This window comes from Sporosarcina sp. P25 (assembly GCF_002743235.1).
GTDB lineage: Bacteria > Bacillota > Bacilli > Bacillales_A > Planococcaceae > Sporosarcina > Sporosarcina ureae_B.
Genome location: NZ_PDYV01000007.1, coordinates 87,620 through 112,094 on the forward strand (window position 1 = coordinate 87,620; position 24,475 = coordinate 112,094).

26 protein-coding genes and 1 riboswitch are annotated in these 24,475 nt (G+C 39.2%); of the genes, 10 read left to right on the forward strand and 16 right to left on the reverse strand.

The window, feature by feature from the left end:
• Positions 1–4: 4 nt before the first annotated feature.
• Positions 5–439: a DUF6526 family protein gene (locus CSV70_RS08305; protein ID WP_099628821.1), complete on the reverse strand. Its 435-nt coding sequence runs from the start codon at positions 437–439 to the stop codon at positions 5–7.
• Between the two features lie 240 nt (positions 440–679).
• Between CSV70_RS08305 and CSV70_RS08310 the strand changes: the two genes are divergently transcribed.
• Complete coding sequence (locus CSV70_RS08310) at positions 680–1,951, forward strand: dicarboxylate/amino acid:cation symporter (protein ID WP_199171604.1); 1,272 nt, start codon at positions 680–682, stop codon at positions 1,949–1,951.
• Between the two features lie 56 nt (positions 1,952–2,007).
• Here the strand turns inward: CSV70_RS08310 and CSV70_RS08315 are convergent, their stop codons facing one another.
• From CSV70_RS08315 to CSV70_RS08325, 3 genes are all read right to left on the reverse strand, one after another.
• Positions 2,008–2,418 (reverse strand): universal stress protein, encoded by a 411-nt coding sequence (locus tag CSV70_RS08315; protein WP_099627186.1) that lies wholly within the window; start codon positions 2,416–2,418, stop codon positions 2,008–2,010.
• A gap of 285 nt (positions 2,419–2,703) precedes the next feature.
• The gene (locus tag CSV70_RS08320; RefSeq protein WP_085131838.1) at positions 2,704–3,255 is read right to left on the reverse strand and encodes a biotin transporter BioY; all 552 of its coding nucleotides are present in this window, start codon (positions 3,253–3,255) and stop codon (positions 2,704–2,706) included.
• A 172-nt stretch (positions 3,256–3,427) separates the two neighbouring features.
• The gene (locus CSV70_RS08325) at positions 3,428–4,018 is read right to left on the reverse strand and encodes a TetR/AcrR family transcriptional regulator (RefSeq protein WP_099628822.1); all 591 of its coding nucleotides are present in this window, start codon (positions 4,016–4,018) and stop codon (positions 3,428–3,430) included.
• Between the two features lie 500 nt (positions 4,019–4,518).
• On the opposite strand from CSV70_RS08325, the gene CSV70_RS08330 reads away from it, so the two are divergent.
• The gene (locus CSV70_RS08330; RefSeq protein WP_099628823.1) at positions 4,519–5,772 is read left to right on the forward strand and encodes a dicarboxylate/amino acid:cation symporter; all 1,254 of its coding nucleotides are present in this window, start codon (positions 4,519–4,521) and stop codon (positions 5,770–5,772) included.
• Positions 5,773–5,840: 68 nt separating this feature from the next.
• Here CSV70_RS08330 and CSV70_RS08335 read toward each other — a convergent pair whose 3' ends face one another.
• Positions 5,841–6,944: a threonine synthase gene (locus tag CSV70_RS08335; protein WP_099628824.1), complete on the reverse strand. Its 1,104-nt coding sequence runs from the start codon at positions 6,942–6,944 to the stop codon at positions 5,841–5,843.
• 92 nt (positions 6,945–7,036) lie between these two features.
• Between CSV70_RS08335 and CSV70_RS08340 the strand changes: the two genes are divergently transcribed.
• Positions 7,037–7,693 (forward strand): reverse transcriptase-like protein, encoded by a 657-nt coding sequence (locus CSV70_RS08340; protein WP_099628825.1) that lies wholly within the window; start codon positions 7,037–7,039, stop codon positions 7,691–7,693.
• Positions 7,694–7,854: 161 nt separating this feature from the next.
• On the opposite strand, the gene CSV70_RS08345 is transcribed toward CSV70_RS08340, so the two are convergent.
• Together CSV70_RS08345 and CSV70_RS08350 are read right to left on the reverse strand one after the other, a co-directional pair.
• Entirely contained in the window at positions 7,855–8,490 is a 636-nt protein-coding gene (locus tag CSV70_RS08345) for a GGDEF domain-containing protein (protein WP_099628826.1), read from the reverse strand.
• 107 nt (positions 8,491–8,597) lie between these two features.
• Positions 8,598–9,164, reverse strand: a complete 567-nt coding sequence (locus CSV70_RS08350) for a DUF4256 domain-containing protein (RefSeq protein ID WP_099628827.1) — start codon at positions 9,162–9,164, stop codon at positions 8,598–8,600.
• Positions 9,165–9,375: 211 nt separating this feature from the next.
• Between CSV70_RS08350 and CSV70_RS08355 the strand changes: the two genes are divergently transcribed.
• Complete coding sequence (locus CSV70_RS08355; protein WP_085131845.1) at positions 9,376–9,813, forward strand: universal stress protein; 438 nt, start codon at positions 9,376–9,378, stop codon at positions 9,811–9,813.
• A 56-nt stretch (positions 9,814–9,869) separates the two neighbouring features.
• On the opposite strand, the gene CSV70_RS08360 is transcribed toward CSV70_RS08355, so the two are convergent.
• The gene (locus CSV70_RS08360) at positions 9,870–10,355 is read right to left on the reverse strand and encodes an STAS domain-containing protein (protein ID WP_085131846.1); all 486 of its coding nucleotides are present in this window, start codon (positions 10,353–10,355) and stop codon (positions 9,870–9,872) included.
• Positions 10,356–10,804: 449 nt separating this feature from the next.
• On the opposite strand from CSV70_RS08360, the gene sdaAA reads away from it, so the two are divergent.
• Positions 10,805–12,382: an L-serine ammonia-lyase, iron-sulfur-dependent, subunit alpha gene (gene sdaAA / locus CSV70_RS16895; RefSeq protein WP_099628828.1), complete on the forward strand. Its 1,578-nt coding sequence runs from the start codon at positions 10,805–10,807 to the stop codon at positions 12,380–12,382.
• Positions 12,383–12,471: 89 nt separating this feature from the next.
• On the opposite strand, the gene CSV70_RS08370 is transcribed toward sdaAA, so the two are convergent.
• Genes CSV70_RS08370 through CSV70_RS08380 form a run of 3 tightly spaced genes read right to left on the reverse strand, consistent with a single transcriptional unit; the run spans position 12,472 to position 14,988 of the window.
• Complete coding sequence (locus tag CSV70_RS08370) at positions 12,472–13,296, reverse strand: MetQ/NlpA family ABC transporter substrate-binding protein (RefSeq protein ID WP_085131848.1); 825 nt, start codon at positions 13,294–13,296, stop codon at positions 12,472–12,474.
• Between the two features lie 17 nt (positions 13,297–13,313).
• On the reverse strand, positions 13,314–13,982 hold the full coding sequence (locus CSV70_RS08375) for a methionine ABC transporter permease (RefSeq protein ID WP_085131849.1): 669 nt from the start codon (positions 13,980–13,982) through the stop codon (positions 13,314–13,316).
• Entirely contained in the window at positions 13,975–14,988 is a 1,014-nt protein-coding gene (locus CSV70_RS08380) for a methionine ABC transporter ATP-binding protein (RefSeq protein WP_099628829.1), read from the reverse strand. Before CSV70_RS08380 ends, CSV70_RS08375 begins: the two co-directional genes overlap by 8 nt.
• Before the next feature lie 118 nt (positions 14,989–15,106).
• Positions 15,107–15,218: riboswitch (SAM riboswitch) on the reverse strand.
• Between the two features lie 227 nt (positions 15,219–15,445).
• On the opposite strand from CSV70_RS08380, the gene CSV70_RS08385 reads away from it, so the two are divergent.
• Positions 15,446–16,612, forward strand: a complete 1,167-nt coding sequence (locus CSV70_RS08385; protein WP_085131851.1) for a pyridoxal phosphate-dependent aminotransferase — start codon at positions 15,446–15,448, stop codon at positions 16,610–16,612.
• A 126-nt stretch (positions 16,613–16,738) separates the two neighbouring features.
• Here CSV70_RS08385 and CSV70_RS08390 read toward each other — a convergent pair whose 3' ends face one another.
• The 3 genes from CSV70_RS08390 to CSV70_RS08400 all read right to left on the reverse strand — a co-directional run bounded on the left by CSV70_RS08390 (position 16,739) and on the right by CSV70_RS08400 (position 19,262).
• Positions 16,739–17,701, reverse strand: coding sequence for a tRNA dihydrouridine synthase (locus CSV70_RS08390; protein ID WP_085131852.1), 963 nt, complete (start codon positions 17,699–17,701; stop codon positions 16,739–16,741).
• Between the two features lie 239 nt (positions 17,702–17,940).
• A complete protein-coding gene (gene bluB, locus CSV70_RS08395) occupies positions 17,941–18,591 on the reverse strand; it encodes a 5,6-dimethylbenzimidazole synthase (RefSeq protein WP_085131853.1) in 651 nt (216 codons plus the stop codon).
• Positions 18,592–18,848: 257 nt separating this feature from the next.
• Positions 18,849–19,262: a carboxymuconolactone decarboxylase family protein gene (locus CSV70_RS08400; protein ID WP_085131854.1), complete on the reverse strand. Its 414-nt coding sequence runs from the start codon at positions 19,260–19,262 to the stop codon at positions 18,849–18,851.
• A 285-nt stretch (positions 19,263–19,547) separates the two neighbouring features.
• Between CSV70_RS08400 and CSV70_RS08405 the strand changes: the two genes are divergently transcribed.
• Both CSV70_RS08405 and CSV70_RS08410 read left to right on the forward strand, forming a co-directional pair.
• Positions 19,548–20,312, forward strand: coding sequence for an SH3 domain-containing protein (locus CSV70_RS08405; protein WP_158232313.1), 765 nt, complete (start codon positions 19,548–19,550; stop codon positions 20,310–20,312).
• A gap of 134 nt (positions 20,313–20,446) precedes the next feature.
• Positions 20,447–20,743 carry a hypothetical protein gene (locus CSV70_RS08410; RefSeq protein ID WP_085131856.1) on the forward strand — a complete coding sequence of 99 codons (297 nt, stop codon included), beginning with the start codon at positions 20,447–20,449 and terminating at the stop codon, positions 20,741–20,743.
• A gap of 40 nt (positions 20,744–20,783) precedes the next feature.
• Here CSV70_RS08410 and CSV70_RS08415 read toward each other — a convergent pair whose 3' ends face one another.
• Together CSV70_RS08415 and CSV70_RS16700 are read right to left on the reverse strand one after the other, a co-directional pair.
• A complete protein-coding gene (locus tag CSV70_RS08415; protein ID WP_233191780.1) occupies positions 20,784–21,704 on the reverse strand; it encodes a DMT family transporter in 921 nt (306 codons plus the stop codon).
• Between the two features lie 170 nt (positions 21,705–21,874).
• Entirely contained in the window at positions 21,875–21,991 is a 117-nt protein-coding gene (locus tag CSV70_RS16700) for a DeoR family transcriptional regulator (protein WP_255397445.1), read from the reverse strand.
• Positions 21,992–22,296: 305 nt separating this feature from the next.
• On the opposite strand from CSV70_RS16700, the gene CSV70_RS08425 reads away from it, so the two are divergent.
• Together CSV70_RS08425 and CSV70_RS08430 are read left to right on the forward strand one after the other, a co-directional pair.
• Positions 22,297–23,616 (forward strand): LLM class flavin-dependent oxidoreductase, encoded by a 1,320-nt coding sequence (locus tag CSV70_RS08425; RefSeq protein WP_199171605.1) that lies wholly within the window; start codon positions 22,297–22,299, stop codon positions 23,614–23,616.
• Positions 23,617–23,727: 111 nt separating this feature from the next.
• Positions 23,728–24,465, forward strand: a complete 738-nt coding sequence (locus tag CSV70_RS08430; protein ID WP_099628831.1) for a hypothetical protein — start codon at positions 23,728–23,730, stop codon at positions 24,463–24,465.
• Positions 24,466–24,475 lie beyond the last annotated feature (10 nt).

Below are 24,475 nucleotides of genomic sequence, written 5' to 3' on the forward strand. Positions count from 1 at the left end.
TTCATTACACACGCTGATGATCTGCTCTCCATGACTTTATAGATTTCTTAATTTCATCTGGTGACAGATCTTCCACTACTGCCCGATTCGCAAGTTCCACGTACTCTTCATCTGAAGCAAATCGTAATGCAATCCATTGTGATTTCGTCAATTGTGCAGCTAAACGGTTACCCGTCAACATAAAGTAACGAAGCTGCTCCTCTGTGATGATTAATCGATCTTGCAAAGACAACGCATAAATCCGTGCGAGCATCCCTGGAATAATAGCAAGAACGATGACAGCGAATAATAGTAAAATCTGCATTGAAAACCCATGCTTTACAAATTGATAAATTCCATAGATCGCTGTTGTCAAAAGCAATAGAACGCTTAATGGTAACCAAATATAGTGTTGCAAAGGTGTTACCCGTGTATGATTTTCATACGATTGTTCTTTCATCTCGTCCCCCCTTACATACCTATAGGGGTATCTTATATGATTTAATATTAGTTGTATACATAATTGCTCTTTCTTAAGATAGTTGTTTCAATTCATCATAATACCATTTGATCTTATTGAACAAGACTCAATAAAATTAGCGACTACTATACACTCTTGCAATAGTTAGAATTATTAGTATTGACAAAACATATATATTTCATTATATTAAACCTACTATATCAATAAGGATTTAAGGAGTTGTTTTCTATTAAACTTTCAACAAAAATCACAGTCGGTCTCGTGTTAGGTATTATTTTTGGGATTATTCTAAATATCTTCCTCCCGCAAGCAGTACCGCAATTGAATGAATACGTACTTTCTCCAATCGGTAAAATTTTCTTGAGCTTAATCCAGTTCGTAGTAGTACCCATTGTGTTTACATCATTAATTGTAGGTTTCTCTAGTATAGATCACTCTGAAAAAGTTGGACGGTTAACAGGGAAGCTATTGTTCCTTTACATCAGCACTAGCATACTCGCGCTTGTCATTGGTTATATCACCGCTTCAGTATTGAAACCCGGGAATATAGTAGATGGCTTAGGGGAAGTGGCAGCAGGAGAGGCAAAGGAAGGACAAGGTATTCTTGAATGGTTGATTTCGATAGTTCCTACCAATCCATTCGAAGCGTTCGCCACAGGGAATTTGTTGCAGATTATCTTCACGGCAATTATTGTTGTCATCGGAATTCGTATGGCTGGCAGTCAAGCAAAACCATTTCTTTCATTCGTAGAAAGCGTGCACACTATCGTAGAAAAGATTACGATGCTTGTTTTGAAATTGTCTCCAATAGGTGTTTTCGCCTTAATCAGTTCTGTAATTGCCACACAAGGTCTTGATATTGTGCAAAAATTATTTGTTTATATTTTAGGATTAATCTTAGCTTTGACACTGATGGCTATCGCGTACTTTGTTATTCTAAGCTTCCTACATGTGTCTCCAAAGCACTTCTGGAAAAGCTTCCAGCCGACATTCGGTATCGCATTCGGTACGGCTAGCTCTAATGCAGCATTGCCGGTCGCCATGGAAAATAGCAAAAAAGAATTTAAAATGAAAGAAGAGATTGCAGGTTTTGCGATACCTTTAGGAACTGCCTTGAAACGTGACGGTGCTTGCATTTTGCAGACATTCAATGCTTTATTCGTTGCTCAGCTATTTGATATCCAGCTGAGTGGCGCACAAATCCTAGCCATCATTGTCAGTGCACTTGTCGTGTCATTTAGTACAGCAGGTGTGCCAGGTGCAGGTATCATTATGATGTCCACTGTACTTGCCGCAGCCAATTTACCTCTTGCGGGTATTGCGCTTGTCGCTGGAGTGGATCGCTTGACTGATGGCTTCCGTACATTGTTGAACGTATTTGGCAACACAGCCAATGCTGTGATACTGGATAAGTGGGAAGGTAATTCTTCAATCACCGATATGAAAATGCAAAGACCAGAACCGGCATATGCCGACAGTAAAAGATCCTAAAAAAACTGCCGTAACATATCTGTAGGATACGCTACGGCAGTTCTGGTTTATATTGTTTATTTAATTATCGTCACAGAGCTATTTACATGTTTGATGACTTTTTGACTTACACTACCCATAACTAACTTCTTAAGTAATCTTAAACCGCGACTGCTTAGGATGAGATGATCGATATCATTCGCATTTACGTGTTTAATGATTTGCTGATGCGGATTCCCACGAAGCATTGTAACTTCCGCTACTATTCCACTATCATTTACTAATTTCAGTGCAGATTGCATCTTCTTCTTTTGATACATAGCAAGACTATGAGGACTTTGTTTTAATAATCGCTCATCTTCTTTATTGAAGTCGATCACATGGATCAATTCCAGTTTAGCTTCAGAAAATTGTTTCACTAACATGATTGCATAATCTGTTGCCCGTAATGCATTATTTGAGCCATCTACCGCCACAGCAATCTTCATGGTAATACCTCCTAAAACTGCTTCCCTCATTTTTCCAATGGGGATCTTCTCTTAGTTTCCGCCACCGATATATCATTCCAATCTCAAGTTGTATACCCTCTTCACGGATCATCTAGTCTAGTAATAAGTATCTGTTCTATCATTACAAAATCATTCTACCAATTACTCAACAAAAATCCAACTGCTTTTCTTATCCAATTAATGTGAAGCAATAATGAACTAACATATTAAAAAAACGTTAACTCATATTATATGAATTAACGTTTTACATCATCTGAAATAAAATTAAGCAAGCAATAGTCGGTTAGCAAGCAATCTCCCGCGAACCGTAATACCTGCCCATGCCGCAAGAAATGCCTTGATGAAACCACCGATTAAAAATGGCACGAAGCCAGCCATCACAGCGGCTGTCCAAGAAAGTTCCGCAATAAATTTTAGCCATACTGTACCAAACGCTAAGGCGACGAACATGCCAATGATATTTGCAATAACTGCATTTGGTAGTTTGAAACTTGTGCGCTCCATATAATACCCCGTAATGAATGCGGTTGGGATAAAGCCGATCAGAAATCCACCAGTGGGTCCAAAAATCACACCTAAACCCGAAGACATGCCTGAAAATACCGGTATCCCTACCGCGCCCATCGCTAAATATACTAGTACAGAGATGGTTCCATAACGTGAACCTAAAATAGTCGCTGCTAAACCGACTGCAAGTGTTTGTCCTGTAATCGGAACTAAAGGTAGTGGAATCGTTAGCTGTGCCATAATACCAATAATGGCAGCGAATAATGCGGTTACAATCATCATTTTTAATCTGTTTCTTGAATCCATCATATGTATGATCCCCTTTGAGTAAACCCTATTCTAACTAATGTTGACATTGATTTTATAGTAAACAAATATATGTGTCAATACTTTTTACAGGTTTGTTTACTCAAAGAGCATATAAAAAATAAGATTGCTATTTAGTTAGTCGTTCAATAGAAGTCGATATCAAACATTTTATTTAAGAAATCTCTATTGAATAGTTATTTTTTAATCCGATTAAAAATAAATTTGTAATCTCTTCGGCCAATTCCTCTGGTTTATGTGTTCCTGTCCAAAGTTTGGTGATTGCCAGATATTCAATCGCGCCAACCATTGCAGCAGCGACAACGCCAAAGTTTATATTTGTATGAAAATATCCAAGCTCTGCTTCTTCTTTAAGATTACTTTCTATTTGTGCAGTCATTTGTTCTTTAATGTTAGCTGCTTCTTCCGAAATGACAAAACCAATTCGTGCAACTTCTTCGTGTTGCTGAAAGAGCTCAAAAACAGCACACAACCCATAAGCAATTCGCCCCTTTAGACCTTCTTCTGCTATATCTGCGGGAAGTTTGCTTTGTGCTACATGATGATATAATTTTTCTTTAAACATATCGACTAATTCCTGAAATACGGCTTCTTTATTTTTAAAATATAAGTAGAATGTTGGCTGTGTGACGTTTGCTTCTTTCACGATTTCACTAATCTTCGTTTTATGGAAACCATGAATAGCGAATTGCATTGCAGAAATTTCTAAAAGCAATTGACGACTTTTCTCGCCATCAGCTCCCACTCGGCGGCCTCTCTTTTTCAGTTGACACACTTCCTATCTTAATATAAGAATTAATTCATAGATAACCTAATTGTACAGCGACTCACATTAAAAACCAAATAATACTTTGAATTTTGAAAGATATCAATTTATTTATACAGTTTGATTTACATAAGATACTGATGAATACCTGCCCCTTTGCCTCTCATGCAACATTACCCGCATAACTTAAGACTCGCGATGATGTAATAATGTCTATACTCCTGATTGTACGTTTTCTATGCAATGTCCTCTTCAGAAACTTAACTTACATCAATTTCTTTCTTCTGCGAATTATTTAGTTATGAATGTATCAACACACCGACCGTACTCACTTTCTTTGTTTCTCTTGAACTATTCAATAACTGGTTAAGTATCTACCTAATTAGGTTGACAATCTACCAAGTATGTCGAATAATAGAAAGTAAGCGCTTTCATATGTATGTTGATTATTGAATACCTTATATTAAGGAGGGATATTTATGAAGTTGGCCAGAAATATCATTATTGCACTTATTGCAGGGGTAGTCGTCGGTTTAGTATTAAATATTTTCATGCCTAGTATTTTTACAACAGCTGATGCATTTCTATTTAAACCACTTGGTACAATTTTCTTGAATCTCATGAAGATGCTAGTTGTCCCTGTGGTATTCATTTCAATTGTTCTTGGAACGGTTGGAATTGGTGATCCGAAGAAATTAGGTAGAATTGGTGGAAAGACCCTTGGATTTTTCTTGATTACAACAGCCATTGCTCTTGTCATCGCGATTTCTCTCGGTCTATTGCTAAAGCCGGGTGTAGGAGGTAACTTTGAAACAGCTAATGCCACATATGAAGCGCAAGAAGCTCCTCCAGTAGCGGAAACACTATTAGGCATTATTCCTACAAATCCGATTAGTGCTATGGCAGAAGGCAATATGCTTCAGATTATCTTCTTTGCAGCATTGGTTGGCTTTGGAATGGCAATGATGGGGAGTAAAGTTGAAAGAGTGAAAGTATTATTCGAGCAAGTTAATGAACTCATTATGTACCTGATCACATTTGTTATGAAATTCGCGCCATACGGAGCATTCGGTTTGATTGCGTCTGCTGTGGGAAGTCAAGGGATTGACGCACTTAAGGTAATGGGTATGTATATGGGGGTCGTTCTCGGGGCTCTTCTAATCCATACGATTGTCGTCTATGGTGGATCGGTCGCATTTATTGGAAAGCGTAGTCCGCTCTGGTTCTTCAAGAACTTCTTTCCGGCTCAGGTTGTCGCGTTCAGTACGGCAAGTTCTGCTGCGACACTACCAATTTCAATGAAAACAGCTCAGGAGAAGTTAAAAGTACCCGAGTCTATCAGTTCATTCACTCAATCGCTTGGAGCTACTATTAATATGGACGGCACCGCGATCATGCAAGGTGCAGCCGTTATATTCATTGCACAAGCTTATGGTATCGAGTTAACTATAGGACAGTTACTTACTGTTGTTTTAACTGCAGTACTGGCTAGTATTGGAACAGCTGCTGTTCCAGGTGCAGGATTAATCATGTTAGCAATGGTTCTGACATCAGTCGGGCTTCCGGTTGAAGGAATTGCGCTAGTACTCGGAGTAGATCGCCTACTTGATATGGTACGCACAGCTGTCAACATTACTGGTGATGCTGCATGTGCTGTTGTCGTTGCGCAAACAGAAGGTGTGTTAGGTGAGCCAGATGTCGAAGAGAGTCAAAGTAATACGGAAACCGCATAATAATCAATGATTCCTGTACGGAAAGTAATCATGTGTACTATACATGGCGGCTTTCCGCGCAGGATTTTTTATGTTGAAGACTTGATGCCTGCTCCGCATAACGGGATGACAATGACTTCATCTTTAGAATTCCCATATTTAGTGTATCCAGCATAATTAATAGCAGAAGTGATTTCTACATAGAACCCTTTGGCCGCAAGCTTTACGCGAGCTTCTAAAATTTCATCCTCAGAAACAGTAATGAACGTACCATCAGTCTCCCTAACAGCTTCTACTATTTGTTTGGACCTGGCTGGTGACGCAATGGCAATACCTTCTGCAAGAGTTCCTTCATTCACGACCGACTTGGCTGTAAGTTCCCCACTTTCAAATGCTTTCGCAAGCGGTGCACATTTCTCAGCTTGAATCGCGATGATCTTCGGCATATAGTCAATTTTCTTTGCTTCAAGCAACTCTTTAAAGCCATAGTAAACACCCAATAACAACGTTCCATTTCCTACTGGTATCAATACTGTATCAGGTACTGTCCCCAATTGTTCATAAACTTCATAAGCATACGTTTTTGTACCTTCGTAAAAATACGGATTGTAGACATGGCTTGCGTAAAATACTTGCTCCTCCTCAACTGCAGATTGAGCTGCAATCGCCACATCTTCCCTTGTTCCACTCACTGTTTTAATATTTGCTCCATGCGCTTGAATTTGCGCCAATTTATTGGGTGATGTATTCACACTTACATAAACATCACAGTCTATTCCTGCTTTGGCACTGTATGCAGCAATGGCTGTTCCCGCATTACCACTGCTATCTACAATCAACTTGTTCACACCCAACTGTTTTGCCAGCGTCACGAGTACTGCTGCACCTCGATCTTTAAAAGAAAGTGTCGGCATCATGAAATCTACTTTGATAAACGTGTTTGATGTGGATTCATCTAATTCAAGTAAAGGTGTTTGACCTTCTCCAAGTGTAATAGAACGCCAACCCGTTAAATACTCACTACCTACCATTGAAGAAAAATATCTCCAAATGGATCTTTGGCTCGTCCAATTATCATACTTCTTGTCTGATTCCGACTGTACTAAATCCAGCAGACCACCACATTCACATTTCCACCATGTGGCTTCAATAGGATACGCTTTCTTGCATTCTGAACAGCTATACAAGGTCATATTCATTATCTCCTTTATGTAAATATAATTTACATACTAATGGGTTTTTATCTATTTTTATTGGCTAAACTGAGTATATGGGAGGGATCACTTTGAATGTTTTAATTGAATGGCACTATACATCAAAAAAAGGAACACCAACCGTTTTCAAGTCCGAAGAATTACCTGCAGACCAAGCACTGCTAATTGCTGAGGACTTAGAGAAAACAGGTCGCACAAAACAAATAAAATTCACAGACCAGTTTGATAGTTCCTGGACTATTAAGGAATTAAAAGGCTATTTGAAGGGCATTGAAACAGAGCCACATAATATCATTGTATACTTCGACGGTGGTTTCGATTGGGATACAAAGTTGGCCGGTCTCGGTTGCGTACTTTATTATAACCAAAATGGTAAATCTTATAGACTACGAAAAAACGCCATTGCTACACACTTATCTTCAAACAACGAAGCAGAATATGCAGCACTTCATCTATGCTTGCAAGAACTTGAAACACTTGGAGCGCACCACTTACCCATTGCGATTAAGGGTGACTCACGGGTCGTAATCAATCATTTAAGCGAAGAATGGCCTGTAATTGAAGAAGAACTATACAGTTGGGCCAATACAGTTGAAAAAAAGATGGAATCTTTAGGGCTCCATCCACGTTATGAACTGATTTCACGCAAGAAAAACAGCGAAGCTGATCGCTTAGCTACGCAAGCTTTGACGGGAGTGGAAATTACGGCGACCATTGAAAGAACATAAGAAGTTTAAGCGTAATTATTAGCTAGCTTATATATCCGAGTAGCATCATTCATCAACTTATTACCGAAGTCCACATTACATTTAATACCTCTCCACCATTTTTTCATTTCAAAAATCCTTGTTCATTCTGTTATGCAGACTGAACAAGGATTAGAAACTAATTATGCTTTTTTCATTTCGTACATGGATGTATCTGCCTTCTGAATCAGCACCTCAAAAGTCTCTCCGTCATCTGGATAAACTGCGATTCCGATCGAAGCACTTACCGCGCTGACCGATTCTACGTCCAAATCAGATAATTTACTTCTTAAACTTCGAACATATTCTGAAATAGTATCCTCTTTTAGATCGAGAATTACATGCACGAATTCGTCGCCACCCCAGCGTACAACATAGTCCTCTTTTTTTGAGTTACTCATAATACATTCAGCGACGCAACGTAATAATTCATCACCTGTTTGATGCCCGAATGTATCATTAATATACTTAAAATTATCAAGATCTATCAAGACTACGCCAATTTTCTTCCTTTGATTCTTATATTGAGAAATCTGTTTCTTAAATACCTTATCAATTGTCCGCCGGTTGTAGGCGTTGGTTAGCGGATCTTTCTCTGCATAAAACTTGGCTACATCGTATTGTCTACCACCTATCCAGGCAACCAGCAAAAAAATCCCTGTCAAAACAAAGAAACTCTTCTCAAAAAGATAACCTAAATAGATATTGTAATAGCCGTAACGCAAAATATTGAACAATATCACAATACATACAGCCACTACTCTACCTCTATATCTCATACTATATCCCCATATCAAACTACTCTTTTCTCTATCTTACCATAGATGAAATACACTAAAAAGAGAATGATTAATCGAATCTACGCAAACTGTATTACTATCTCATTTCACAGTCTGAGTAAGCCTCGAAATCCTCTCGCGGCATAATACGACTCTGCTCCATTGTGATACAAAAACACTTGATCATATCGACGATCACAAAAAAGAGCGCCACCACGTTTCCTGATTTCTTCTGGTGTCTGTACCCAGCTCGATGTTTTTCTATCAAATTCTCCAAACTGTTGGAGCCATCTGTATTGTTCTTCTGTTAATAATTCAATTCCCATCTCATTCGCCATATCCAGCGCGTTATTTTCCGGCTTGTTCTTCTTTCTAGATTCCAAAGCTTCTCGATCATAACAAACGCTTCGACGACCTACAGGACTCTCTGCTGAACAATCAAAAAAGATGTATTGGTCTGTGGTTTCGTCATAGTCTACCATGTCCGGCTCACCTCCAGTGACTTCCATCTCATGGAGGGACCATAGCTTGTCCATATTCTCTATTAGCTTGTCATGTAATGATGACCAGTCCATATCTGTGTGGCGAACCATATTACTAGCGAAACGTGATTGAAGTGTTTCGAGTATCTTTTCCTGTTGCTCTGTTGATAACTTCTTATTTAGATTTGTCATGTTCTTTACCTCCTAACTTATTCTAACGCCCTTGTTAATACGTGTAGTATGTTCATTTTAAATTTTTATACAACTAGTTGATCCGTTTTTCTGAATGTTATAAAAATTCACTTATAAGCATGGTATAATAAGAAGTAAATTATTACCATACTAAATTTATTACATCAGACGAATGAAAGGTTATCCTGATTTTTGAGAGGAGATTTGACAGATGAATGAATATATGGATATTCTGGTCGCGGTAGATGGTTCAAGTGAAGCAAAACTGGCTTTTTATAAATCGATAGACATTGTAAAGCTGGAAGAAAATGCGAGATTGCACATCGTCAGCGTCATTGATATGTTTTCGATTGACGAAGATGACACTTCTTATCGCGAACGGGAAGAGCAACACATAAGGGATTTGCTGAATAGCTATAAAACCATTGCTAAAGAAGAAGGTATTGACCATGTGGAAACATACATCACACATGGCGATCCAAAAGTAAATATTTCCAAAGACCTTGCACAAGCAGTAGAAGCTGACTTAATCGTTTGCGGGGCGCAAGGAGTAAAGAACGCTGAGCATTTTTTTCTAGGCTCTGTCTCTGAGGCAATTGTTTTGACTGCATCATGTGACGTATTGGTCGTTCGACGTAGTGTAAAGTAATAAATGAATGCCTGTATAACAGTAGACTAAAAATCCGCTGTTGCACAGGCATTAGTTTATTTTTTATAAACAATTTCCATGCCTTTTTGATCTAATAAGTATCGAAGACCTTCACGGAAATTCGTAAATGCACGGATTTGATTAAAGTTCGATACATTGGATAGAATTAAATTTTGAGCAAATGCCGGTGAAAAACCTACAAAAATAGTTTCTGTGCCCATCAATTGTAATACGCTGACTAATTCATTGATTTTTTCACTCAATAGCTCATATCCCATATTTTCTTCCACTGCCAAGGTGCTGATATCGGTGAAATCAAAGACTACTGTCACGATGTTGTTAGCAGGTATTCTTTGCACAATTTTTTCCTGGATATGCATAAAACGCCCTACTGAAAGAGCACCAGTTAGCGGAACTAAAATCGTTTCCGGTACGATAGAAGGAATAATTGGTGCTGATAAATCTTCTATGATTTTCTCATACTTTATAATTTGTTCTTTGAGTTCTGTAATTCCTTGTACTGAATTTGTCTCTTCATTCATATAAAAATCCCCCTACATTGGAAATCGTATTATATATTTACTTACTTCTATTTTCATTGATTCATCATACCATAAGATGATTGTATTGGGCTTATCCAGTTCGTTGCAAATCATTGAAACTATTCATTTAACACTATAGAATAAATTAGTAAACGTTCATGAGAAAAAGGTTAATTATATGGCTTATCGGCCGAATACTAAGGAAACTAAAGAAATCATTCAACAACTTATTTCATTATTTGCTATTAGATCTTCAAAGTTGCTAAAAAACATACGTGGTACTGGATATTAGGTACTTCGGTATCTTTTCGATTAATTGACATTTCACGTAAAATAACAAATAATTGGGGGTAAGCGCTTTCAATAGATGCAATGTTTTATATTAAATACAATGAGAACGGTTCTTGAATCTTTATATCTGAACAGTTCTCTTTAAGGAGCAAACACATATGGCATTCACGAGTTTAAACCAACTGATCGAGCATGCGGAACAGGATCATACGCCGATTTACGAGTTGATGATTCAATCGGAAATCAAGCAAAAAAGCATGCAGAGAGAAACTATCATCAAGAAAATGTCAGAACAATTTACGGTGATGGAAGAAGCAGTGCGCAAAGGGACGACTACTTCTGTTATGTCACGCACAGGACTAACTGGCGGCGACGGACAGCGCTTATATAGCTATGCCGAAAAAGGGAACTCTTTCGTTCATCCTTCTACCCTTCACACCGCTGCGAATGCACTGGCGGTCTCAGAAGTAAACGCGAATATGGGACGAATTGTCGCAACCCCCACTGCAGGATCAGCAGGGATTTTGCCTGCTGTTCTTGTACATGCGCTCGATAGCGGCAAGTACACACGCGATCAAATCGTCTTATCCATGTTCACGGCTTCTGCGCTAGGGTTAGTCATCGCGAATCGTGCGTCCATTTCAGGGGCTGCGGGAGGATGCCAAGCAGAAGTCGGCTCTGCTACTGCAATGGCGGCAGGAACATTAGTGGAACTTGCTGGCGGCACACCTGACCAAGTCGGTCACGCAATAGGTATTGCGCTGAAGAACTCATTGGGACTCGTTTGTGATCCTGTGGCAGGTCTTGTAGAAATCCCTTGTATCATTCGAAATGGACTACATGCTATCACAGCTGAAGCTGCTGCAGATATGGCAATGGCAGGGGTGGTGAGCATCATTCCTCCAGACGAAGTGATCCATGTCATGCACGAAGTAGGACAGAATATGCCAGAGTCACTGCGCGAAACTGGAATCGGTGGACTTGCTGGTACACCTACTGGTCAAAGACTGAAAACCCAAGTATTCGGGAAAGAAAAAGAGCAAAAAGAAAAAAGCAACGGTGCTCCTGCTAAATATCAAAGTGCCTATGAAATCATTGGCCCTGTCATGATTGGTCCATCTAGCTCACACACTGCTGGAGCTGTTCGAATTGGAAACGTCGCGTTTCAGCTATTGAACGAGCAACCAATTCATGCGAAGTTTTCACTAATGGGTTCCTTTGCGACTACTTATCAAGGACACGGTACCGATTTGGCGCTTCTGGCTGGTGTCATGGGGTACAATACGACAGATGAAAGAATTCCGCATGCGAAAGAACATGCGATAGAGACAGGATTAGAATACGAGTTCACGAAACGTGTGCTCGGTAGCTATCATCCAAACACCGTGCTTGTCGAGTTAACAGGACCGACCAATAAAATAAAAGTCCTCGCCAGTTCGCTTGGAGGAGGTAAAATCGAAGTACAAGAACTTGACGATTATCCGTTAAAATTCTCAGGTGAACGTCCGGCACTATTGATTCGCCACACCGATCAAAAAGGTGTTATTGCAGACCTTTTAGGCATTCTCTCAAGAAGAGGAATCAATATTGCTCGTATGGCAAATGAACGTTTTGCTATTGACGGGCCCGCTATTACAATATGTGAAATCGATAGCACTGTAGATGAAGAAATGCTCACGGAATTAAAACGTGATGTGCCAATTATTGATGATATTGTATTGGTGGAAACAGAGTAAAAAGCACAGGAAAATACCAGACCTGAAGACACTTTCTATCGTCTTCAAGTCTGGTATATTTTTTTACCTTAATACTTTACATACAACTATTACTTTTCCATCCAAGCTGGTTTACCGAAACCTTTAAATTCAGATTCAATCACTTCTAAAAACTGCTCGGATTCTACTACTTCAATAATATCTTTCGCAAATTGCTTATCTACGTTTTCTGTTTTCACTGCCACAACATTTCGGAACTGATCAGGCATATCTTCTAAAGCCAGAGCGTCTAACAAATCCATATTTGCTGCAATTGCAAAGTTTCCAGGTACTGCAGCCAAATCAGCTCCCTCTACTGAACGAGGCAATTGCCCCGCCTCAACCGGCTGAATCACCAAGTTTTTCGGGTTTTCCGTGATGTCTTTTTCAGATGCCGTCAATTGGTCAATTTCATCATCCATTTTCACTAACCCTGCATCTTCCAATACGTATAACGTTCTCGCTGCGTTAACTGGATCATTTGGAATAGTGATGGTTGATCCATCTTCAATTTCCTCAAGAGATTTATATTTATTTGAATAGATACCTAATGGTGCGGTTGGTACTATAATTAATTCAGAGAGTTCCATATTATTTTCTTTCTCGAAGTTTTCCAAATACGTAATGTTTTGGAACAGGTTCGCATCTATATCCCCACTGTCCAACGAAATATTTGGCTGAATATAGTCACTGAATTCAGTGATTTTAACGGTATATCCTTTTTCCTCAAGTGCAGGTTGGATCGCTTTTTTTAACATATCACTATAAGGACCTGCTGTTGCACCAAAGTGAATATTTTTATCGTCATCCGATTTTTCAGTAGACTTTTCTTCTCCGCAAGCCGCTAAAGCCGCAACCAACGCAGTGAGAATGAATGCAAATACCAGTTTCTTCATAGTTCATCTCTCCCCTATTATCTTTTATCTATCATTTTTGAAAAACGATCCCCACCAAATTGAATCAACTGCACTAGCACTATTAAAATGGCGACGGTGACGAGCATAATACTGTCATCATATCGGTAATAACCAAAACGAATTGCCAAATCTCCAATTCCGCCTCCGCCAACAAATCCAGCCATTGCTGAATAAGCAACTAAGTTGATTAATGTCAGTGTAAGTCCTTGGATAATACTCGACTTCGATTCAGGTAATAACACATTCCAGATAATCATCCATGGCGAAGCACCCGTTGAGATTGCCGCCTCTATCACCCCTTTGTCAATTTCACGCATGGATGTTTCAACGATCCGTGCAAAGAAAGGGATGGCTGCTACAGAAAGCGATACACTAGCTGCTGCAGGTCCAATTGTGTTTCCAACAATTAGTTTCGTCAAAGGAATAAGTGCCACAAGTAATATGATGAATGGAATGGAGCGAATAATATTGACTAAAAATCCAACAACCGAATTAATTGCACGGTTCTCTAAAAATAGTCCTTTATCTGTAGTAAATAACAAAACGCCAAGCGGCAATCCAATAATCAGCGCAATCGTAAGTGAGATGCCGATCATATAAAGAGTTTCACCAAATGCTTTTGTAATATCCGGCATGAGTTCCATGATGTGAGATAGATCAAACATGTTGTCGGATCACCTCCAATTGTGCATTTTGTTCTAGTATGTATGCAATCGCTTGCTTTACTTCTTCACTCTCGCCTTGCAATTCCATCAAGAAAATCCCTAGTGCTCGTTCTTGAATATATTCGATCGACCCATGCAAGAAGTTTCCTTTCACTCTATATTTCTGCATAGTATCGGAAATCACGCCCTCCATCGCTACTTCACCTTTAAACGTGATTTTTATTAGTGTACCGACCAAATTGGACATGACGGTTTCGGGTATGTCGTAAGACACCACACTGCTAATAAACTCCTTCGTCAAAGGTTGAACTGGGTTAGAAAAGATATCATATACTTGCCCTTCTTCGATCACTTTTCCGTCTTGCATAATCGCCATGCGATCACAAATTTCTTTTACAACATTCATCTCGTGAGTAATTAAAACAATGGTGATATTCAATTCTTTATTAATCTTTTTCAACAATCGTAAAATAGACATCGTCGTGTTGGGATCCAGCGCGGATGTTGCTTCATCACAAAGCAAAACGGATGGATTATTTGCTAGGGCTCTCGCAATACCGACGCGTTGCTTCTGTCCCCCGCTCAACTGTGCAGGATATACGTTGCGTTTTTCAGACAGACCAACCATTTCAAGAAGCTCCATTACACGAATCTCTATTTTATCTGACGGCATTTTCGCTGCCTGTAAAGCAAATGCGACATTTTCAAAAATCGTCTTTTGACTAATTAAATAAAAATGCTGGAATATCATTCCGATCTTCAACCGTGCCTGTCGAAGTTGTACCCCTGATAATTTCGTTAAATTTACATCATCAATTAAAACAGTGCCACTCGTTGGTTTTTCCAACAAATTCAAACAGCGTATAAGAGAACTTTTTCCCGCACCTGAATAACCTACAATACCAAATATCTCTCCAGTCGCGATGTCTAGTGATACATCATCTACACCTTTTACCACTTTATCTTTTGTCTGATATACCTTAGACAAATGTTGAATTTGGATCATGTTCTCACTTCTTTCTATATTCTAGTAAAAACAATCATAAACAGCTGGAATTAAAATTTCTTTCTAAATAAAAAACTTCTTTCATTTTTCTAAATGAAAGAAGTACTGAAATATTCTCAGCTTATCTCTCAGATGGAAAACCATGCTGTAGGATTTGGCACCTTCCTCGTTTCGTTCAAGGGGTTGCTGGACTTCATCGGGCCTTTTCCCTCAGTCACTCTTGATAAGAGATTGCTATTTAATTATATGCGTAAAATATATACTAATCTGAATTAATAAAACTGTCAAGGTCAATAACGACAAATCATTTTAATCTCCGACTTTTTCTATAAGTATTATTTTTTCGCACAATTTTCTTAATCATCTGGAATCAAATAACCATCCATCTATTGATAAGTCTAGTATGATCTATGTATACTTAACGCAAATACCCAATCAAAGAAAGAAGGAATAGACTATGGCTTTGTCCAACCGATTACAAAATCTCCCTCCGCATTTCTTTACGTTATTATTAAATAAAATAGAAAAGGCTATGGATGAAGGTAGAGATGTTATTAACCTAGGACGTGGAAACCCTGACCAGCCAACACCTCCTCATATTATTAAAGCATTGCAAGAAGCCGTTGAAGATCCAGCTACACACGGCTACTCTCCGTTTAGAGGGACACTTGCTTTAAAGCAAGCAGTGGCTGAATACTATCTGCGTGAATACGATGTTACGATTGACCCTGAAACAGAAGTTGCGGTACTCGGTGGCACAAAAGTCGGCGTCGTAGAACTCCCTTTAGCGATTATGAATGAAGGAGACTTATTACTGTTACCAGACCCGGGTTACCCTGATTATCTATCAGGTGTCAGCTTAGCAGGTATTCGATATGACACGATGCCACTACGTAAGGAGAATGAATTTCTTCCTGATTACGATACATTAACAGATGATCAGAAAAAAGACGCCAAACTAATGTACTTAAATTATCCAAGTAATCCAACTGGCGTCACAGCAACACCCGAGTTTTATGAAAAAACCGTGGCATTTGCCAAAGAACATCAGATTGCCGTTTTACAAGATTTTGCGTATGGTGGTATTGGTTTTGAAGGTCAGAAGCCGATTAGTTTTTTACAAACTGACGGAGCAAAGGAAGTCGGCATTGAAATGCTGTCTCTTTCCAAAATGTATAATATGGCAGGTTGGCGCGTCGGTTTTGCAGTCGGTAACTCTGAAATAATTGAAGCTTTAAACGTATTGCAAGACCACTTATTTACTAGTATCTTTCCAGCAGTTCAACGCGCTGCAATTGAAGCATTGACAGGTCCACAACAATGCGTTGAAGAGTTAGTTGCGCTCTATGAAGGTCGTCTGACCGTATTGCTAACCGAATGTGAACGTATCGGTTGGGACGTTACAGCACCTACTGGCTCGTTTTTCGCTTGGTTACCTGTCCCAGAAGGGTTTACAAGTGAAACCTTTGCCGATTTATTACTCGATAAAGCAGACGTCGCAGTATCACCGGGGAACGGATTTGGTATTTACGGCGAAGGATATATTCGTGTTGGGTTGTTAGAAAGTGAAGAACGGTTGCAAGAAGCAGTTCGCCGAATTGAAAAACTCGGTTTATTTAAGTAAGAAGATATAATTCCACCTGGACTCTATTATGCAAAAAGCCTCCTTGCTCATACCAGTATTTCTGGAATGGCAAGAAGGCTTTCACATGTATGAATAAATTATTTAAGTTATAGATTCTCTATACTATTAATCAAGTTCTACATTATCCAGTAATGCGCGCACTTCATCTGTCGTATTCGTACTCATTAAATCATTTCTTAGTTCAGCTGCTCCACGGAATCCTTTAACGTAAATCTTGAAAAATCGACGTAACGGTTTAAACAATCGCGGTTCTAGCTCTGTCGAATATTTGTCAAAAAGATCCAAATGAAGACGCAAAAGATCCAGCAACTCTTTATGATCATGCTCTCTCTTCTCTTTTTCAAATGCAAATGGATTATTAAAAATTCCGCGTCCAATCATAACCCCATCGACACCGTACTTCTCCACAAGCTCCAGACCCATTTGACGATCGAGAATATCTCCATTGATTGTCAGCAGCGTGTCAGGCGCTATTTCATCACGAAGTTTCTTGATCTCGGGAATCAATTCCCAATGCGCACTCCCATTACTCATTTCCTTACGAGTACGGAGATGAATTGATAGGTTCGCAATATCTTGCTCCAGTACATGTCTGAGCCAAGTGTGCCACTCTTCTATATCTGTGTAGCCAAGACGAGTCTTTACACTGACAGGTAACCCACCAGCTTTTGCTGCTTGGATAATTGCCGCGGCTGTTTCAGGATGGTTGATTAGACCGCTCCCCTTACCTTTTGTTGCTACATTTGGCACAGGGCATCCCATATTAATATCCAATCCTTTAAAACCAAGTTCCGCCATTCCAATACTCATATCACGGAAATGTTCAGGCTTGTCCCCCCAAATATGTGCAACAATCGGCTGTTCGTCTTCCGTAAACGCCAAACGTCCACGCACGCTGAAGATTCCTTCTGGGTGACAAAAGCTTTCCGTATTTGTAAATTCGGTAAAGAATACATCCGGACGAGCGGCTTCGCTTACTACGTGACGAAAAACCACATCCGTCACATCCTCCATCGGTGCTAGTATGAAAAATGGCCGTGGTAAATCACGCCAAAAATTAGTACTCATCGTTACGTTCAAATCCTCTCTTCATAACTTTCACCTGCGTGTACAGAAATGTTTTTTTTACATATACCTATTCCCTACAGATGTCAGTCTTACCATTATACAAAAAATGCACAGATGAATTCCACTTCTTTGAGCTACCACCAAAAAAAATATAGACTACTTACAGTTGACATGGTTTTCTCCATCTACTGTAATCACTTCACACTATATAATTATTTCTTGTGCGTTTCTCTACTCATTTATTTTTTCTTATTCCACTGCTCCGTAAAAATCAAATCATCTAAACTTCGTCGTTTCTCCCAATTAGCTGTTTCTAGAATAGGCGCAGTAGGATAATGCTCCGTGTAACCAATAGACAGAAGAGCAACCGGTTCAACATGAGGGGGTATGTTCAAAATATCGCGTACATCATTCTTTTTATAAAAGCTCACCCACCCCATCGCCAGACCTTCCGCACATGCCGCTAGCCACATATTTTGGATTGCACAGGCAGTCGACAACATGTCCGTTTCAGGGATGGAGTTACGTCCTAACACGTGTGAACCGCCACGCGTAGGATCACATGTTACGCAAATAGTAATGGGTGCTTCTTTCAATCCTTGTATTTTTAAGCCAAGGAACTTTGTTTCTTTTTCTCCATTGTCTTCATAATGAATGGCTAGCGCACGTTTTTCTTTATCCGCTGCCCAAGCCAATTTCTCTTTCGTTTCATCAGATGAAACGATGATGAAATTCCATGGTTGCATAAAGCCGACTGACGGTGCTTGGTGAGCGGCTTTCAATACGTTATGTATCGCTTCTTCCGGAATGGGAGTCGGCAAAAAACTTCGCACATCTCTTCTATTATAAATCACTTTGTAGACTGCATCTCTTTCTTCATTTGAAAACATGTAACATCTCTCCTCTAATCGTATACTGTACTGTTGGTTATTGATCATCACGTGTTTAGTATAATGAAGTTGTAAAAAGAAAGACAGATTTGACTAAGTATCACTTACATATACTTCATTTCCTATTTACGCTGTTTTAGCTTTATTTGATCAGTGTAATGACTAAGTCCGTTTCGCTGAGTATAAAAGTGGCTTCAACCGTTTTGAAAATCACCGGTTGAAGCCACTTACGATGTACCCATTCGAAACACATATGCTCACTTCTCGTCCATTTTTGTAATCGATACTCCACGTTCAGCAAATACGGTTTGAGCGACAGATAAAGCATTCAGCACGCTCGGGAATCCTGTATACGGAATCAAGTGCATAATACAGCCGATAATCTCGTCCGGCGTCAAGCCTACATCAAGGCCTGTTTTGATATGCATTTGAATCTGTGGCTTGCCTTGTGCTACAAGAGCCGTAATCGTTGTAAGGACCTTCTGTTTATTATCCAGTCCAGGTCGCGAATAAATATCTCCAAAAGCAAATTCCACAACATACTTAGTCAAATCCGGTGCTACATCTTTGAAGCTCTCCCCAATTTCCATCTCACCTGCCGGGTTATCTTCACCCGATAACGTAAGTTCCATTAACTTTTCCAAACCACGTTGGTAGCGATCTTCCGCCATTTCAAAAACCTCCTTGAATATACTATCCGCTTTATCATCAAAACTGTTCGTTAACTTTTTTCGTATTATTGACTAGCGGTGATACTACTAGTGTAGCAAACTTTAAAGGAAATCGAAATTTTTCGTCTACTTTCGCTGTGGTAGATAATTGGTGCAATATAAATAAAATACTTGATTGCTAGCTTGCTAAAATGACAAATAGAATAGTATAATTTGATAGTATGGTCCTATTACGAGCTGTTCGTAAATATGCATACATATAACTATTAACGAGGAGTGATGTACATGAGAAAAATGATATTCGTATTTATGTTAGTAGTGCTTGGCTTTTCTAACGCTCTCTCCACCGAGACAAGTGCAGCAACGAAAACGACTAGTATGTATGTAAATGCAAAGAACGATATCGTTCTACGCGCAAAGCCATCGCAAAACGCAGAAAGAATGGGCACTATTAAAAATCATTCTAAGCTAACCGTCTTTTCTTCATCTAATGGATGGTCGCGTGTACAAGCGGGCAAAAGTAAGGGATTCGTATATACATCCGCTTTGTCTAAAAAGAATCCTAACGCAGCACCCACTAGTGTAAACGGCGGTTTATCGCCAGTGAGTGGTCTGACCCTCACTTATGAGCCTTCATTCATGGAAGATACTAAAGAAACTTTTATTACTAGAAGAGATGGAAAAAGTACTTACTTATTCAATACGAGTAAAAAGTCTCCTTTCTCTTATGCAGAGTTTGTCTATTATGAAGATAAAGACAGACTCATGATGGGAGTGGCGGAATCTGACTTTATTTTCGTTGATGCCGCATTTCCTTTAAGACAAGGGAAAAGCTTTACCGGATACAATTTAGAAGAAAATTATAAAGTATTAGTGGAAAGCACGACAAAGACGATCAAAGTGAAAGCCGGTTCTTTCCGCAATGTCGTCATACTTCGTTACCCGAACGGTTCCAGAGAATATCTTGCAAAAGGAATTGGAATTATCAAAAGTACAGATAAAAATGGGAAAACTTATACAGAGTTAACCGCTGTAAAGCATAAGAAATAAAATTAATAGATAAAAAACGTTGCCAGAATTGAGCAACGTTTTTTCTATCCAAATCAAATCAATCACATTCACTACTAGATAGTCTCTCTTTCGTTTATACTTAAAAGAACCAAACGACCAGGGAGGTCTGCACTATGGAGTTTAAAAGTATCGAGGAACAAGTCATTCAAAAATATAAAGACGATGAAAATTTGATGATTCGCCTGTTTGTCCAGTGGTGTGCGAATCATCAGCTAGATCCACAAGTACTTTATCAGAAAGCATACCCTGAACAACAAGCAAATTCCGCCTTAAAGGAAGTCGTGGAAAGCAATGATGAATTCGATGAACTTCATATAGATAATGAAACTATGCTGGATGTGCTTCAACTATTTGGGAATGATGATTTGGCATTTGTGGTTGCGGATGAAATAGGGAAACGTAAAGCATAATACGCGCTTGTGAGAGAAAACTTTTTCTTTGCTTACGTCGTCAAAAATAGTGATTTTCTCTCATAGGTTTACCACTTTTCACTTTCCTACCTACTATTAGAATCGCTGAATATAATACAAGTGCGATGCCAAATAGCTGTAGCGGAAGCAGTTGATCACCAAGAAACAGTACACCAACTACAACTGCAACAATAGGTTCAATAGTCGCAAGAATTGATGCCTTCCCTGCTTCTAAATGCTTCAAGCCTGATGTATACAACACATACGCTGCCACAGTGGAAATCAACGCCAGTAGTAAAGCGGCAATCCAAACGTCAGCATATCGGAATGTATCAACTTTACGCCATACATCACTTGTCAGCGACATGAACAAAGCCATATAAAAGAATGTGTACGTAGTAATTGTCAAGGCGGAATATCGTTTCGTTATTGGCTTCGTGAAAATACTGTACAGCGCATAACAAAAACCCGAAAGAACTCCCATGAACAGCGTCTGACTAGAAATACTCTCCGATCCTAGCGGCAATAGTCTAACCACTAATGCACAACCTACAATAGCAGATGCTAATGCTAATACTTTGCGTGCGGTCAGCGGTTCCTTAAAGAAGATTCGCGATAAAATCATCACGAATATCGGTCCTGTATACAATAACGTCACGGCAAGAGACAAGCTGGAACGTGAAAATACTTCGAAGTAAAAGTAGTTAAATAGCGCAAGACTGAAAATACCTGCACTTGCAAAAAATAAATGATCTTTTATTCGTGTCTGTAACTGATCACGAAAAAACAGCATCATAATAGCAAATAAAAACACAAAACTGAAAATCCCTCGAATTGCTACCACATCCCAAGCCGTGAATCCTCGTGCATATAATGGCGCTATGAATAAACCGATCAATCCCCAACAGACGGCTCCTGCAATTGTTGTTGCAGATGTCTTCATACTCGGCTTGTTTTCCAACCTCATCGCCTCCGGTCTGATACATATGCAGCTGCCCCATATATAATATGTATAGTTATGTACTGAATTATAATGCATATCTGTGAACGAAACCATTCCAATAGTTACAACGCACTTATTTCTAACCTACCCTTCAAACTAACAAGAAAAAATAGTTAAGTTCATGTTATTCATTCCATTCCGCCATGTGTGCGAATCAGCTTGTTCTGCTTTTCTAGTACATCGAAATCCCTCCGTATCCTCGTAAGCACTTCATTCAATTCTTCCGAGAGTTGGATGATATCCACTCGTTCTCTTATTGCAAACAATTATAGTACCTACGTAAAACTTGAAAATATAACGTCATAATAGATTTAGATTAGTTAGTGTTTCGTATGAACTAAAAGTTTCCGCGCAGTATAAAGAAGCAGTATGAAAACTGGCTTTCTTGTTAAAGGCTTGTCTTTCACCATCTTTAATAGTCGAACGTCTGATCAGACTGCATCACGAAAGGATATATAAACTCATGTCTTGACACCCGGCATGACACACATGATAATTTACATGAATGGATAATTTATATATAACAATCCACATGACTAGGGAGAGGACGATGCATGTGAGGAAGAAGTTAAAAATAGGAACGATGATCCACGGTGTTGGTGAGAAGATTTCGGACTGGCGGCACCCTACTATGCCATCGGATGCGAGTGTAAGCTTCGAATTTTATAAACAACAAGCCCTAACGTCAGAACGCGGGAAATTTGATTTTGTTTTCATCGCAGATGCTTTATATATTAATGAAAAATCGAATCCACATTACCTGAATCGATTCGAACCACTCACGATACTTTCTGCATTGGCAGCGGTGACGTCGAATATCGGATTAGTCGGCACATTATCGACTACCTATGGCGAACCTTTTTCTGCAGCGCGACAATTTGCTTCACTAGATATGTTGAGCGGTGGACGTGCAGGATGGAATGCAGTGACATCTGGATTGGAAAAGACCGCATTAAATTTTTCTAAAGAAGTTAAAGATCATCCTAATCATGCCACGCGTTACCGGATGGCTGCCGAGTTCGTGAACGTCATGAAAGGCTTATGGAATTCTTGGGAAGAAGATGCCTTTATACGCAATAAACAGACCGGGCAATTTTTCGACCCAAATAAATTACATACATTGAATCATGAAGGTGAGTTCTTTTCTGTACAAGGACCTCTAAATATCGGCCGATCACCACAGGGACAACCAGTAATCTTTCAGGCTGGTTCATCAAAAGCAGGTATTGCATTTTCCGCACAACAAGCAGATGTAGTTTTCGCCATTATGCCTACTTTAGAAGAAGCGCAGCGCTATTACATAGATGTAAAGGAGCAAACAGAAGCTCTTGGACGTAAACCCGATGACTTGTTGGTTCTACAAGGCATCAGTCCGATTATTGGAGATACGATAGAGGAAGCAGAGCGAAAACTCGAAGAACTTGCTGGTTTGGTAACGATTGAACAAGCACTTGCTTTTTTAGGTCGTCTTTTTGAACATCATGATTTTTCACTCTATCCATTGGATGAACCTTTTCCCGAGATAGGATGCATTGGCAAAAATAGTTTCAGAAGCGATACTGATCGCATTAAGTCTGAAGCTCGTAAGCAAAACTTAACTTTGCGTCAAGTAGCTTTACGAGAAGCCACACCGCGCACGCCTTTTCTGGGTACACCGGAGCACGTCGCTAATCTTATCGAAGTCTGGTACGAACAGAATGGAGCGGATGGTTTTATGCTCATTGCAAATTTGCCAAGCGAATTAGAAGCGTTTGTAGATAAAGTTGTCCCTATCCTTCAAAAGCGCGGGATTTTCAGATCAGATTATGAAGGGACTACTTTACGCGAAAACATGGAGTTGCCTTATGCGAAAAACCATTATTCACTTTAATATATAAAGTCTATAAATAGATACTTTTCAAATAACTTAGTACTATGCATATTTCTTTGTTGTATAATTATCTAATAATTATACAGAGGTTCTACAATGAGGAGGCATCACATGAATATGGACCCGCTAACGTATTCCTATGAAGTTCAGAACATAGTGAAAAGTTCACATCAATTAGATACACGTATTTCGGAAACAGAATTACTTGATTACATCAGCAAGTTAGCCAAGATTGATGTAATGGATATGTATATCGATCAATATAAAGATCAAGTAACTAGTCCAGTCATTTATGAAGCAATTGCACAAGCTTTCAAGTTCCACTTAGAACGAGTTCCTGTGCTGACTACAGAGAAAATCGGTACTTTCGAGATTCCTCCATTAACGGATTTGGAGACTTGCAGCAGTCTCCCTTCACAAGTCATTTTGGATTTATATTTAGCTCATCACAATCATCACGTAACAGGTGACGAAGTCCGCACTATGATTAACCATTATTTCGGTATGAATTTAGTTGGAATTGACGGGTTGGGGAAAACTAGAATTTCTTTGTATTCAAAAGGACAGTGGCTCGTGAGAGATGATCTAGATTTATTTGTTATTCATACCGGATCAATGGATGTAGACGTAAAAATCTACTGCACAGACTACTTTACGACCTGTACTGGATCCAAAAATATACCGATTGAATTACAACAATCTTTGGCTAGCTTGGGGTATAGTTATAACGCGCAAGTAGATGCGTATTATTATTCAAATCCTTCAGGACTTACAGTTTCTAATGCATTTAAAGGAAAGACAATAGATGCGATTATAGAACTTACAGATGTATTATACAAAACTATCTGATGAATACAAA